The sequence below is a fragment of the Rhodopseudomonas sp. WA056 genome (genome assembly GCF_010906995.1).
Taxonomy (GTDB): Bacteria; Pseudomonadota; Alphaproteobacteria; order Rhizobiales; family Xanthobacteraceae; genus Rhodopseudomonas; species Rhodopseudomonas palustris_G.
This window is the reverse complement of the sequence record NZ_QPFS01000061.1, coordinates 16,475-28,113: the sequence shown is the minus strand read 5'-3', so window position 1 is coordinate 28,113 and position 11,639 is coordinate 16,475. Positions and strand designations below refer to the sequence as shown.

General features: G+C 65.5%; 13 protein-coding genes. 6 read left to right on the top strand and 7 right to left on the bottom strand.

Features of this window, described 5'->3' with window-relative positions; genetic code table 11:
- Window positions 1–779: DnaA ATPase domain-containing protein (locus DU475_RS13505; protein ID WP_246700322.1), on the bottom strand; the 779-nt coding region annotated here is incomplete at its 3' end.
- 296 nt (window positions 780–1,075) lie between these two features.
- On the opposite strand from DU475_RS13505, the gene DU475_RS13500 reads away from it, so the two are divergent.
- On the top strand, window positions 1,076–1,243 hold the full coding sequence (locus DU475_RS13500; protein WP_164632426.1) for a hypothetical protein: 168 nt from the start codon (window positions 1,076–1,078) through the stop codon (window positions 1,241–1,243).
- A 788-nt stretch (window positions 1,244–2,031) separates the two neighbouring features.
- Here DU475_RS13500 and rpsT read toward each other — a convergent pair.
- Window positions 2,032–2,298: a 30S ribosomal protein S20 gene (rpsT, locus tag DU475_RS13495; RefSeq protein WP_013504652.1), complete on the bottom strand. Its 267-nt coding sequence runs from the start codon at window positions 2,296–2,298 to the stop codon at window positions 2,032–2,034.
- Between the two features lie 356 nt (window positions 2,299–2,654).
- Between rpsT and DU475_RS13490 the strand changes: the two genes are divergently transcribed.
- The 3 genes from DU475_RS13490 (at window position 2,655) to DU475_RS13480 (ending at window position 4,615) form a co-directional block, all read left to right on the top strand.
- Window positions 2,655–2,972 carry a hypothetical protein gene (locus DU475_RS13490; protein WP_013504651.1) on the top strand — a complete coding sequence of 106 codons (318 nt, stop codon included), beginning with the start codon at window positions 2,655–2,657 and terminating at the stop codon, window positions 2,970–2,972.
- A 168-nt stretch (window positions 2,973–3,140) separates the two neighbouring features.
- The gene (msrA, locus tag DU475_RS13485) at window positions 3,141–3,797 is read left to right on the top strand and encodes a peptide-methionine (S)-S-oxide reductase MsrA (protein ID WP_164632425.1); all 657 of its coding nucleotides are present in this window, start codon (window positions 3,141–3,143) and stop codon (window positions 3,795–3,797) included.
- Between the two features lie 167 nt (window positions 3,798–3,964).
- Window positions 3,965–4,615 carry a polysaccharide biosynthesis/export family protein gene (locus DU475_RS13480; RefSeq protein WP_013504649.1) on the top strand — a complete coding sequence of 217 codons (651 nt, stop codon included), beginning with the start codon at window positions 3,965–3,967 and terminating at the stop codon, window positions 4,613–4,615.
- A gap of 91 nt (window positions 4,616–4,706) precedes the next feature.
- Here DU475_RS13480 and DU475_RS13475 read toward each other — a convergent pair whose 3' ends face one another.
- Window positions 4,707–5,378: a dienelactone hydrolase family protein gene (locus DU475_RS13475; RefSeq protein WP_013504648.1), complete on the bottom strand. Its 672-nt coding sequence runs from the start codon at window positions 5,376–5,378 to the stop codon at window positions 4,707–4,709.
- A 56-nt stretch (window positions 5,379–5,434) separates the two neighbouring features.
- On the bottom strand, window positions 5,435–5,803 hold the full coding sequence (locus DU475_RS13470; RefSeq protein WP_142884269.1) for a hypothetical protein: 369 nt from the start codon (window positions 5,801–5,803) through the stop codon (window positions 5,435–5,437).
- Between the two features lie 216 nt (window positions 5,804–6,019).
- Here DU475_RS13470 and DU475_RS13465 point away from each other — a divergent pair, with 216 nt between their 5' ends.
- On the top strand, window positions 6,020–7,123 hold the full coding sequence (locus tag DU475_RS13465; protein ID WP_142884088.1) for an HD domain-containing protein: 1,104 nt from the start codon (window positions 6,020–6,022) through the stop codon (window positions 7,121–7,123).
- 114 nt (window positions 7,124–7,237) lie between these two features.
- Here DU475_RS13465 and DU475_RS13460 read toward each other — a convergent pair whose 3' ends face one another.
- Entirely contained in the window at window positions 7,238–8,824 is a 1,587-nt protein-coding gene (locus DU475_RS13460) for an AMP-binding protein (RefSeq protein ID WP_142884089.1), read from the bottom strand.
- Window positions 8,825–9,065: 241 nt separating this feature from the next.
- Here DU475_RS13460 and DU475_RS13455 point away from each other — a divergent pair, with 241 nt between their 5' ends.
- Entirely contained in the window at window positions 9,066–9,359 is a 294-nt protein-coding gene (locus tag DU475_RS13455) for a DUF3551 domain-containing protein (protein ID WP_142884090.1), read from the top strand.
- A 24-nt stretch (window positions 9,360–9,383) separates the two neighbouring features.
- Here the strand turns inward: DU475_RS13455 and DU475_RS13450 are convergent, their stop codons facing one another.
- Both DU475_RS13450 and recQ read right to left on the bottom strand, forming a co-directional pair.
- Window positions 9,384–9,611 (bottom strand): FmdB family zinc ribbon protein, encoded by a 228-nt coding sequence (locus tag DU475_RS13450; RefSeq protein ID WP_142884091.1) that lies wholly within the window; start codon window positions 9,609–9,611, stop codon window positions 9,384–9,386.
- An 81-nt stretch (window positions 9,612–9,692) separates the two neighbouring features.
- Window positions 9,693–11,549, bottom strand: a complete 1,857-nt coding sequence (gene recQ, locus DU475_RS13445; RefSeq protein ID WP_142884092.1) for a DNA helicase RecQ — start codon at window positions 11,547–11,549, stop codon at window positions 9,693–9,695.
- Between the last annotated feature and the right edge of the window lie 90 nt (window positions 11,550–11,639).

Here is an 11,639-nt window from a genome sequence, read left to right as displayed (position 1 = left end):
CCGGCGGGGATCTGCGCGTTCAGGGTGTGGCAGAATTCGGCCTGGGTAGTCTTGCCCTGGAGGAATTGCAGATCGTCGATCACCAGCACGTCGATGCCGCGCAGCGCTTCCTTGAAGGCCAGCGAGGTCTGCGTCTTCAGCGCGGCGACGAAGCCGTACATGAACTTCTCGGCGGTGAGATACAGCACCTTGCGCTCGCTGCCGGCATTGCCCGCCCAGGTCACCGCCTGCAGCAGGTGAGTTTTGCCGAGACCGACGCCGGAATGGATGTAGAGCGGGTTGAACATCACCGGGTCGCCGCGGCGGCCTTCGGCCACCTGCTTGGCGGCGGCGTGCGCCAGCGTATTGGAGCGGCCGACCACGAAGCTGGCAAACGTCAGCCGCGGGTCGAGCGGCGAGCCGCCGAGTGCGTCGTGATTGGCCGATACCGGGGTCGCGCCGTTGCTGCGCTCGGCCGCGGACTTCTGCTCGTCGCGGCGGCTCTCCACCTGCGCCGGAGCTTCCTTGGCCGGCGCAGAACAGCGCGCCGGGGAGCGTACGGTGACGTCGATGCGATTGACGTCCGGCAGCTCGGCCTGCCAGCAGGACAAGACCTTGTCGGAGTAGTGCGTCTGAATCCAGCTCTTCAGGAAGCGGGTCGGCACCGACAGATGTACGCTTTCGTCTTGAACGCTCTCGAGGTCCATCCGCGCGAACCAGCTCGAATACACGTCCTCTCCGACGCTCGAGCGCAACCGGCCTTTCACGCGCGACCAGCGATCCTGTTCCATGTTCGACATTTCAGTAGCTTTTCAATTCCAGAGTGAAGGGCCATCGCAGCGGCGAAGCCATGACGGCTCACGCCGTCGCTGCGACCAGCGAGACGAGATCGGCCAAAGCTCCGCCGGTTCGGCTGAAGCAGCCGACGTCAGATCAGGGCCGAAGAGAGATGGAAAAAGGTCAGCTCAGCGGAGGACTCGACGGATAAACCGGAGTGTGAGCGCAGCAGCGACTGATCAAAAACGAATGTGCCGCGAAGGCGGAAGACTCAACCGGAAGATCGGCAGGTTCGAATGATACGTCGACCAAGGTGCTCATGAAACCTCCCCCTCTCGCCGCGCTCGCGCGCGGCCAGACATCGCCAAAAAAGATCCGCGTCGATGCTCTCACCATGACGATCGCTGCCGTCGATACGCTGCTACCGAAAAATGCCGATGCCGTCATTCGCCTGGAGATCGTTCGTTGCGCGAACGCCTCCACATGAATTCAGACACGGCTTCGCCGGCCTCATATTGCTATGAGTTGCGGTTCGACCGTCATTTGGAAAAGCCACCAACATGCATACCGCCGCCGATTTGCATGTCCGCCCTTGGTTCTCAGATCGCGCTGATCAGAAGAGCCGTGGGCGTCGCGGGTGGACTATGAAAACCACGACGGCTGCCCGGCTGCAATGGATATGATTCCGAGGGGAGGGTGAAGATTTCGCCTCAGCCGGCACCGGAGTGCGCAACTAATCGTTTCCGGCGCGGCAAGATTTTGAATCTGTGCATAGATTCGAAGTGTGCTGCGAGCGTGACATTTTGGTCGCGCGCCCAAAAGAACTTCATGAATCCTTTACCTTTGACGGTCGGGTGCCGGCGTTTTCCAAACGCTCGTCCGCGCTTTGCCGATAAGTGGTTCGCTCGCCGCAGATTTTCGTGAGCGCTCGGACAGGGTAACCCTCGTCACAAACGACCGCGTAGTTGCACGGGGAAGCGAGTTTCGAAAGTCAAGCGAGTCGCACAAGGACATCAGTTCCTGCTGGGCCGCAGCGATTTCTGCAGACGGGCGTCAAGCTGGATTGACGGTTGCCGGTGGGTTGTTCCGGAACGGGGCAGGTGGCGCCGAAGGCGCGTGTGAGCCGGCGCGAGTTGCGGGTGCGTGCGTACAGTAATCGAGTGGGTAACTACACGACCGGCGGCGGCTGAGCACGAAGGTGCTGCGCGAAGGGCGCCGAAAAAGAAAATGCCCGGCAGAGCCGGGCATTGAAACCATCCAAGATGATGGTGAGAATTACTTCGCCAGCTTGGCGATGCTGTGCGACAGGCGCGACACCTTTCGGCTCGCGGCGTTCCGGTGAATGATGTTGCGCTGTGCGGCGCGCATCAGTTCCGGCTCGGCGCGGGCCATCGCCTTCAACGCCGCCTCGCGGTCGCCATTGGCGATCGCCTCTTCGACGGTCCGGACAGACCCGCGCATCTGAGTCCGACGCGACTTGTTCACCGCGGTGCGCCGGGCGATCTTGCGGGTCGCTTTCTTGGCGGAAGACGTATTAGCCATGATCTCTCAAATCCTGCAGCGGCCTCTGCTCGAGCGGCCGGGGCTGATTGGCGAAGCCGCTCGATCGCGACGCGCCGTGTGTTCCGGATGTTGCTGAATATGCTCCCGGAGCCGACACGGCCGCAATCCGCGGCGCCGCCCAAAGAACAGCAGCGGCAGGATCGCCCCCACCGCCATTGCCGGGGTTATACTGGCAGTGCTTTCCAGCGTCAACGGGGGCGAGCCGCCAGCGTTCGGGCCGGTTCCGGCAAATCGTCTGCCCCTCCCCGAGGCCAAGTCGCTGGCGAGGTTGAATTCTGCCGCCCTGCCCGGTAAGCCCGGCCCGGGGCGCCGGCAAAACCTATCGGGGGGTTGAGATGATCCGCGGCTTCTTTCGGCTGATCGGCCTGCTGTTCCTGACGGGTGGGTTCATCTTCCTGGTCTATGACGGCGCGCGATCGGTCGCCGACAACTCCGTGCAGTGGACCAAGCTCGGGGATTTCTGGAACGACATTCATCAGGCCAGCCAGCAGTCGTTCCGTGACTGGCTGGAGCAGACCGCGCCGTGGCTCTGGACCCACCTGGCCAAATTCGTGCTGGCGCAGCCGACCTTCGCGGTGCTGGGCGTGATCGGCCTGGCCCTTATGCTGCTGTTCCGTCCGCGCAAGCCGCTGATCGGCTACGCCCGAGATTGACGACGAGGCGGCGTAACAATCTCGCCGTCGCTGCGAAGACACCTATATCCTGAAATTGAGTTGAGAGCCGATTGCATCAGCGCCGCGCCGGTGCTCGGCTGTCGCCATCATGCGTGCGCGGACCGAGCGCGGCACCTGCCGCCATCGGCTGAGCCGGGGAGGTCTTCGATGTTCTTCATGCGCAAATCGACCGCAATGCCGAGTGCCGCCGAGGCGTTGCCGGGTCGGCCGACGCCGATCCCGACGGCGTCGACGCATTTCGTCAGCGGGCACCGGCTGCAGCCGCTCTTTCCGGGCGGGCTGGAGCAGGCGGTGTTCGGGCTCGGATGTTTCTGGGGTGCCGAACGCAAGTTCTGGCAGCTCGGTGACGGCGTCTATACCACCGCGGTCGGCTATGCCGGCGGCTTCACGCCCAATCCGACCTACGAGGAGGTCTGCTCGGGCCGCACCGGGCATACCGAAGCGGTGCTGGTGGTGTTCGATCCGGCCCGGATCGCCTACGACGCGCTGCTGAGAACCTTCTGGGAAAGCCACGATCCGACCCAGGGGATGCGTCAGGGCAACGACGTCGGCTCGCAATATCGCTCCGCGATTTACACTTTTGGCGACGACCAGAAGCGGGCGGCGGCGGCCTCGTGCGCCGCCTATGCCGAGGCACTGGCGGCGAAGGGCTACGGCCCGATCACCACCGAGATCGCGCCGTCGGGCCCGTTCTACTACGCCGAGGACTACCATCAGCAATATCTCGCCAAGAATCCCGGCGGCTATTGCGGTCTTGGCGGTACCGGCGTGGCGTGCCCGGTCGGGGTCGGCGTCACGGCCTGATCGGGCCGCCGTTCTGATCGAGATCGTCGTTTACCGCTCGCCGGGTTGCGGGCGGCGGACCAACGCCGCAGCGTCTCGCGGCACTACTGGGATGGGCCTCCCGCCCACACCGTTTGTTAACCCTAACAGGGCATAAACGAGCTGTCTCGTGGCGAGGGATAGCTCCAGTGCGTGTCGTAGGTGCGTTTCAAGTATCGATCATCATCGTGGCGACCGCGCTCGCTCTCGGCGGCTGTATGCGGCGGCCGGGTCCGGTCGCCGTGATGCAGACACCGAACACCCTCGATTCGATGGCCTATGGTGGGCGCGTTCCGCCGATGGCGGCTGCCTATGCGGCGCCGGTGCGGAGTGGTCCGGAGCCGGCCTACCGGCTCGATGCCGGCGACCGGCTGCGCGTGGTTGTGTTCGGCCAGGAAGGACTCACCAATACCTATTCGATCGATGCCGCAGGATCGATCACCATGCCGCTGATCGGCGCGGTGCCGGCGCGCGGTCGCACGCCGGCCGGTCTCGCCGCCGAGATCACCGCGCGGTTGCGCCGCGGTTTCATCCGCGAACCGTCAGTCGCAGTCGAGGTCGAATCGTATCGGCCGTTCTTCATCCTCGGCGAGGTCACCGCGCCGGGGCAGTATCCTTATGTGCCGCATATGAGCGTCGAAAGCGCGGTCGCGATCGCTGGCGGGTTCACCCCGCGGGCGCAGCGCGACCGGGTGACCGTGACGCATCCGGAAGGTGGCGGCATGGTACGCGAGGTGGTGCCGCTGGGCACGCCGCTGAGCCCCGGCGATACCGTGTACGTTGGTGAACGCTGGTTCTAACGCCAGCTCGCCCCTCCAAAAACCAAGCTGGAGTTCCGGTTCTGATCCGATCAGAACGGGAATTGGTCTCAGTCGAGTCTGTGACCTCGTTTCACTTCAAGTGTGTGGCCAGGAAATCGAGGCTGCGCTGCCAGGCGCGGTCGGCGCTGGGCTTGTCGTAGCTCGCACGCTCGTCGCAGCCGAAGCCGTGCTGGGCACCGGTATAGACCAGCACCTCGACCTCGGGGCGCTTGGCCTTGATGGTCTCGACATCGTCGAGAGGAATTCCGGAATCCAGTTCGCCGAAATGCAATTGCGTCGGCACGGCCGGTTTGTCGTCGGCGAAGCGGGCGACGGCGCCGCCGTAATAGCCGATCGCGGCTTTGAGGCCGTGCAGCTTGGTTGCCGCCGCATAGGCGACGCTACCGCCCAGACAGAAGCCGACGATCCCGACCGGGCCGACGCCCTGCACGGCATCGATCGCCGCCTGAGTGTCGCGCAGCATCGCCGGCCAGTCCGGATCGGCGACGAATTTGCGTGCCACCGCGATCTCCTCGGGGGAGTAACCACTTTGGAAGTTGCGCTCGGTGCGATCGAAGATCGACGGCGCGACCGCTACGTAACCTTGCGCCGCGAAGCGGTCGCAGACGTTGCGGATGTGACGATTGACCCCGAAGATCTCCTGGATCACCACGATTGCGGCGTTCGGCACTCCTGCCGGGTCGGCGCGATAGCCGCCGAATTCGAAACCGTCACCGGCCTTCAGCGTGATGTCGTGTCCCACGGGGATTCCTTTACGTTGCGAGAGGGAGGTAGTTGGGCAGCCGTTGGTCGGTACGGCTATCGCCACATCCAGTTGCGACCCCAGTCGCCCTTCCAGCCGGCGAGCCGGCCGTGACGGAACTGCAGGTACAGCCGGTCGCGACGGTCGAACAGGCCGCTGCCGCCCTGGTGGCGGATCACCAGATAGATCTCGTCGCCGGGTGGGCCGCCGACGTAGTTCAGCGGCATCCCGAGTGCCGCAGCGGCGGCGGTGGCGTCCATGCCGAATGTGAGCGGCGTGGTGTTGGAGAGTGTGGCGACGAACGGCGATGCGACGATCGCGGCGGGCTGCTGTGCGAAGGTTGGTGCGGCGGATAGCAGCAGCGCTCCCGCGATGGCGGCGAGGATGCGTGGACGTGGGATGATCGTTGGTGCGGTCGCTGTCATATCGTCCCCATCAAATTCGATCATCATGCGCTCGCTGCGGACCTTATGGGCGAAACCGGTGGCGAGTGCGAGCGGAGCGTAATCACGATTTCCGTATTTTATCAAATTGGGCCGGTCGCGGTCACCGCTCGTTAACAACACCCATTAATCTCAGGGAACCAGTTTTTCGTTAGTGTAAGGAGATTGTCCGCTCGAAGCATCGATCCGGTGACCTGTATGAATGCGTTAGCCCGACAACCCGCGTCCAATCCCGCCCCGCGCCGGCGTCTGCTGCTGGCGTCTGATCGCCGCGATCGCAGCGTCGATATCGCTGGGATTCTGGCGAGCGTTGCGGAAGTCGAGACCGTGCCGACGGCGCACCTGCCGGATGCACCGGCGCGCGATCTCTCCGGTATCGTGGTCGATATCAATCTGCGGTCGGCCGACAGCGTGCAACTGGTCCGGCGCAAGCTGCTCGGCGGCGCGTATCAGCCGATGCCGCGGCTGTTCGTGCTCGCCGACGAACTGCATCACGGCTCGATGCAGGCATGGGCTCTCGGCGCCACCGATACCATCGCCCGCCCGTTCGATCCGCGCGATCTGTTGCAGCGGGTCCGGTCGGCATTTCCGGATCCTTCCGAAGACACCGCCATCGCCCGTGCCGAAGCGCTCAGCGACGGCGTCACAGCTGCCCACAAGGTGCTGGTGAAGATGTTCGAGCGGCTGCACGGTAAGCCGCTGACGTTCCAGGACGTGATGCAGGCCGAAGGTCCGATCCTGAAGGCGATCAAACGCTCGTCGTTGCGTGAATGGCTGGCTACCGTCGGCCGCCATCACGACGAGAGTTATCGGCTCTGTCTGTTCGCCACCGGATTCTCGGTTGCGTTCGCGCAATATCTCGGCATGCGCGAGGAAGATCAGCGCCGGCTGACCCGCGCGGCGCTGCTGTACGACGTCGGCAAGGCGTATATCGACGTGTCGGCGCTGGACAATCTCGACAATCTGAAGGGCGATCTGCTGCGTAAATATCGCGAGCATCCGCGGCTCGGCTACGAGGCGCTCGTCGCCGAAGGCAGCTTCCCGCGCGAGACGCTCGACGTCGTGCTGCATCATCACGAGATGCTCGACGGCTCCGGCTATCCGGACGGACTGCACGGCGATCAGATCGCCGACATCGTCCGGATCACCACCATTGTCGATATCTTCGCGTCACTGGTGGCGCCGCGCAAGAACCACACGCCGATGTCGCCGCTGCAGGCCTTCATCGCGATGGAGAACTTGGGTGGCAAGATCGACCAGCGCCTGCTGCAGGCGTTCCGTCCGGTCGCGATGGGCGGCTGATACCAGCTTCTGATTTCGGGGCGCGCGAAGCGCGACCCCGCAAATCTCTTCGTCCCGCCTCCGGGATTTCGGGTTCGCGCCTCGCAGTGCGCCCGGAATGAGCCGAGGGGACGATTAGTTCGCCAGCATCTTGCGGAGCTCGGCTTTCGCCACCTTCTCCAGCGTCGAGCGCGGCATGTCGTCGACCAATCGGACCTCGCGCGGTCGCTTGAAGTCCGCGAGGGCCGCGGTGCAGGCCGCCGTGATGCGGTCGGCGAAATCCGGCGGCGCAGCGGCGACGCCGCCTTGCGGGATCACGAATACCACCGGCACCTCGTCGAGCATTGGGTGCTTCTTGGCCACGACGGCCGCTTCACGCACGCCCGGCACGGTGATTACCACCTGCTCGATCTCCGAGGCCGCGACGTTCTCGCCGCCGACCTTCAGCATGTCCTTGGCGCGATCGCCGAACCGGATCGCGCCGTGCTCCAGCAGCGTGACGCGGTCGCCGGTGATGAAGTAGCCGTGCTCGTCGAAGCTGTCGCGCGTCGCCGTCTCGTTGTGGAGATACTCCTTGAACAGCGACAGCCCCGGTTCGCCTTTGATCAGCAGATTGCCGGTGTCGCCGACCTTGGTCGGGGCGCCGTCGTCGCCGACGATGCGAATCGTGTACTCGGGTGCGGCGCGACCGATCGACATCGGTGTGTTGGGCTGGTCGACCTCGGCGATGATGCCGTGGGTGATCGTTTCGGTCATGCCCCACCAGCCGATGATCTTGATGCCGAATCCGGCGAACGGCGGTGGTTCCGCCACCGCGGTGCCCCACAGCCGGAAGTCGTGCGTCTTCGGCATTTCGTGCTCGAGCAGCGCCTTCATGCAGAACGGGATGGTCGATAGCCAGGTGCAGCGGTGTGCGGTCGCCACGCTCCAGAATCGGCTCGCCGAAAATCGTGGCTGCACCACGCAGCTCCCGCCGACCCACAGGCTTGCGAGCATCGAATAGGCCAGCGCATTGGTATGGAACAGCGGCAGGTAAGCGAGATGGACGTCGCTGGCGCGCAGGGTCTGGTGCGCGGCGTTGATCTTGGCGCCCCACAGTGCATTGGCGTGAGTCCACAGCACCGCCTTCGGACGCGAGGTGGTGCCCGAGGTGTACTGCACGCTGCACGGTGCTGAGGGATCGGTCGGGCGGCGCGGCCGGTCGGCGCTGTCGCCGAACAGGCTGTCGAACGAATCCGCCCTGGCGACCGGCTGTGCAGGGATTGCGGTGCCCGGATCGTGTCCGATCACCGCGATCCATTTCAGTCGCGTGCAGTTGTCGGCGACGAGCGCCGCATAGGCCGGCTGGGTGATCGCGGCGACGGCGCCGCAATGGTCGGCGAAGTAAGCGATCTCGGCTGCTGCCGAGCGGGTGTTGGTGGTCACCGCCAGCGCGCCGAGTTCGACGCAGGCGAACCAGCTCAGCAGAAACTCCGGGCAATTGTCGAGGTGGATCAGCACCGCGTCGCCGGGCTTGATCCCGCGCGCTGCGAGGCCGGCCGCCAGGGCCCCGACCCGGTCATGGAATTCTCCGTAACTCCACGCCCGCGCTGGTGCGTCGAACGGAGCCCAGATGATGAACGGATGGTCGGGGCGAGTCTGAGCCTGGAGCCGCAGCAGCCACGGCACGTCCATGCCGGCGAACGGCCCCACGAGGCCGGGTGGGGTGGTTGGGTGTGGCATTGTTCTCCCCCTGCTGCGCATGTTGCGCGGTTGCGCGCTTTCCGTTCGGCGGCAATCGGCCGCGGCGGTGCGCACTTCGTTGTTGTCGAGGTAACCTTGTGCCACCGCCGGCGTCATCGTGCAATTCGGGGGGGCACGGCTGCGGCAAAGCATCGGGGGCCGATGCCGGAACGTTCGCCGCATCGCACCGTTGGCTGCACATGTCGAGACGATGACATGTCAACAGCAAGGGAGATCCACGATGAAGTCTTTGGCTCTGGCGGCCGTCGCGATCGGCGCCCTCGGCGCAGCACAGGTGATGACGGCGCAGCCCGCGGCGGCACAGGTCGAATATCCCTACTGCAAGCAGGGTGCACAGCAGGGCTATCCCGGCAACTGCAGCTTCGTCAGCTTCCAGTCCTGCCGCTTCTCGGCGCAAGGCACCGGCGGTAATTGCGTGATGAACCCGCGGTACAACGCCTGGGGCGGCGGCTATGGCAGCGGCTTCGGCGACGCCTATGGCTACGCGCCGTCCGACGGCATGGCCGACTACTGATCGGCGCCGGCGAGTCGTGCGGGATCAGCCGCCGCGCTCCTTGCGGCTGTAGTTCGAAAAGTGCCCCTCGCGCGCAGCCTGCGCGCGAGCGGCGCTGATCAGGCCTTTGCTCCTGCCGGGGGGCGCCGGGCGGGAAATCGTCCGCTCCATGTTGCGGGCGCCGCAGTGCGGGCAGCGCGGCTTGTCGGAGAACCCGACCAGCAGCTCGCTGTCTTTGTCGCAGTTCCCACAATGAAATCCATAAAGCGGCATAGTGCGGCGCCTCCTGCTGGTCTGGCATGCCGGCTTTGCAAGAATCGGACCATTCGCCCGGTGGCCGCGCCCCCAGCGGACTTACCGCTGCACGCCCCCCATCAGGGCCAACAGCGCGGCACCGTAAATCTCCAGCTTCTTGTCGCCGATTCCCGGGATCCCGCGCAGTTCGTCGAGCGTGCGCGGCCGCACTGCCGCGATGCCATCCATGGTGGCGTCGTGCAGCACCACATAGGCCGGGACCCCGCGGGCCTTCGCCACTTCGGAGCGCCACGCCTTCAGCGCCGCGAACAGCTCCGGATCGCCGCTGGTTTCGCGCGGCGCCGCACCGAGCAGATCGCCGCGGCGGGATCTGGCCCGCGGCGGTCGCCCGCCGGTCTGTTCGCGCAGCATCACCTGGGCTTCGCCCTTCAGCACCGCACGCGAGGTCTCGGTCAGCTTCAACGCGCCGAATGCCTCGCTGTCCGGCGCGAGGTGGCCGAGCGACACCAGTTGGCGGATCACCGCGCGCCATTGCTTCTCATTGAATTCGCCGCCGATGCCGAACACCGACAGCCTGTCGTGGCCGAACTGGCCGACCCGTTCGGTCAGCCGGCCGAGCAGCACGTCGATCAGGTGCTGTGCGCCGAACCGCTGCCCGGTGCGATAGGCGCAGGACAACAGCTTCTGTGCCGGCACGGTGCCGTCGATCACCTTCGGCGGGGTGAGGCAGTTGTCGCAATTGCCGCAGCTCTCGTGCTGCGCCGTCTCGCCGAAATAGCCGAGCAGCCGGGTGCGGCGGCAGCCGGTGGATTCGCACAGGCCGACCAGCGCATCGAGCTTGCCCATCGAGACCCGCTTGAATGCGTCGGAGCCGCTGCTCTCGTCGATCATCCGGCGCTGCTGGACGATGTCGCTGAGCCCGTAAGCCATCCACGCCTCGGACGGCTTGCCGTCGCGGCCGGCGCGCCCGGTCTCCTGGTAGTACGCCTCGATGCTCTTGGGCAGATCGAGATGCGCGACGAACCGCACGTCCGGCTTGTCGATGCCCATGCCGAACGCGATCGTGGCCACGATCACGATGCCGTCCTCGTTGAGGAAGCGATCCTGATTGCGCGCGCGCACGTCCGGCGGCAGGCCGGCGTGATACGGCAGCGCGGTGAGGCCGGACTTGCTCAGCGTCTCGGCAATGTCCTCGACCTTGGCGCGCGACAGGCAATACACCACGCCGGAATGGCCGCGATGCCGATCGTCGATGAACGCCTTGAGCTGGGCCGGCGCGTTCTGCTTGTCGACGATGCTGTAGCGGATGTTGGGCCGGTCGAAGCTGGAGACGAAGCACGGGGCGTCGGTCAGCGCCAGCCGCTCGGCGATCTCGCGGCGGGTCAACGCATCGGCGGTCGCGGTCAGCGCGATCCGCGGAACATTCGGAAATTTCTCGGCGATCGCCGAGAGGCCGACATATTCGGGCCGGAAGTCGTGGCCCCATTGCGACACGCAATGCGCCTCGTCGATCGCGAACAGCGCGATCTTCGCCCGCGCCAGCAGGCCGAGGCAGCGCGGCGTCAACAGTCGTTCGGGGGCGACATAGAGCAGGTCGAGTTCGCCTTTCAGCAATTGCTGCTCGATGGCGCTCGCTTCGTCGTAGGACAGCGTCGAGTTCAGTGCGGCGGCGCGCACCCCGCTTTCCAGCAGGCCGGCGACTTGATCGCGCATCAGCGCGATCAGCGGCGACACCACCACGCCGCAGCCGTCGCGCAGCAGCGCCGGCAACTGATAGCACAGCGACTTGCCGCCGCCGGTCGGCATCAGCACCAGCGCGTCGCCGCCATCGGCGACGTGGCGCACGATCGCCTCCTGCTGGCCGCGGAACGACGACAGGCCGAACACATGGTTCAGCGTCGACAGCATCCTGGCGTCGAGGTCGTCGTCGGTTTCGCGAGGCGCGGAGCGGGTCATACGAGCGGGCGGGGGAGCGGGGACATGAGGCTCCTATAGCCAATTGCGCCGATTCTGCCCATGAGGCAGTGCCTCTCCCCGGGCACAGCG

Bases quoted from the DNA above. Each gene is read 5' to 3' on its own strand.
- DU475_RS13500 (WP_164632426.1), top strand. From the start codon at position 1,076: ATGAAACCTCCCCCTCTCGCCGCGCTCGCGCGCGGCCAGACATCGCCA.
- rpsT (WP_013504652.1), bottom strand. From the start codon at position 2,298: ATGGCTAATACGTCTTCCGCCAAGAAAGCGACCCGCAAGATCGCCCGG.
- DU475_RS13490 (WP_013504651.1), top strand. From the start codon at position 2,655: ATGATCCGCGGCTTCTTTCGGCTGATCGGCCTGCTGTTCCTGACGGGT.
- msrA (WP_164632425.1), top strand. From the start codon at position 3,141: ATGTTCTTCATGCGCAAATCGACCGCAATGCCGAGTGCCGCCGAGGCG.
- DU475_RS13470 (WP_142884269.1), bottom strand. From the start codon at position 5,803: ATGACAGCGACCGCACCAACGATCATCCCACGTCCACGCATCCTCGCC.
- DU475_RS13465 (WP_142884088.1), top strand. From the start codon at position 6,020: ATGAATGCGTTAGCCCGACAACCCGCGTCCAATCCCGCCCCGCGCCGG.
- DU475_RS13460 (WP_142884089.1), bottom strand. From the start codon at position 8,824: ATGCCACACCCAACCACCCCACCCGGCCTCGTGGGGCCGTTCGCCGGC.
- DU475_RS13455 (WP_142884090.1), top strand. From the start codon at position 9,066: ATGAAGTCTTTGGCTCTGGCGGCCGTCGCGATCGGCGCCCTCGGCGCA.
- DU475_RS13450 (WP_142884091.1), bottom strand. From the start codon at position 9,611: ATGCCGCTTTATGGATTTCATTGTGGGAACTGCGACAAAGACAGCGAG.
- recQ (WP_142884092.1), bottom strand. From the start codon at position 11,549: ATGACCCGCTCCGCGCCTCGCGAAACCGACGACGACCTCGACGCCAGG.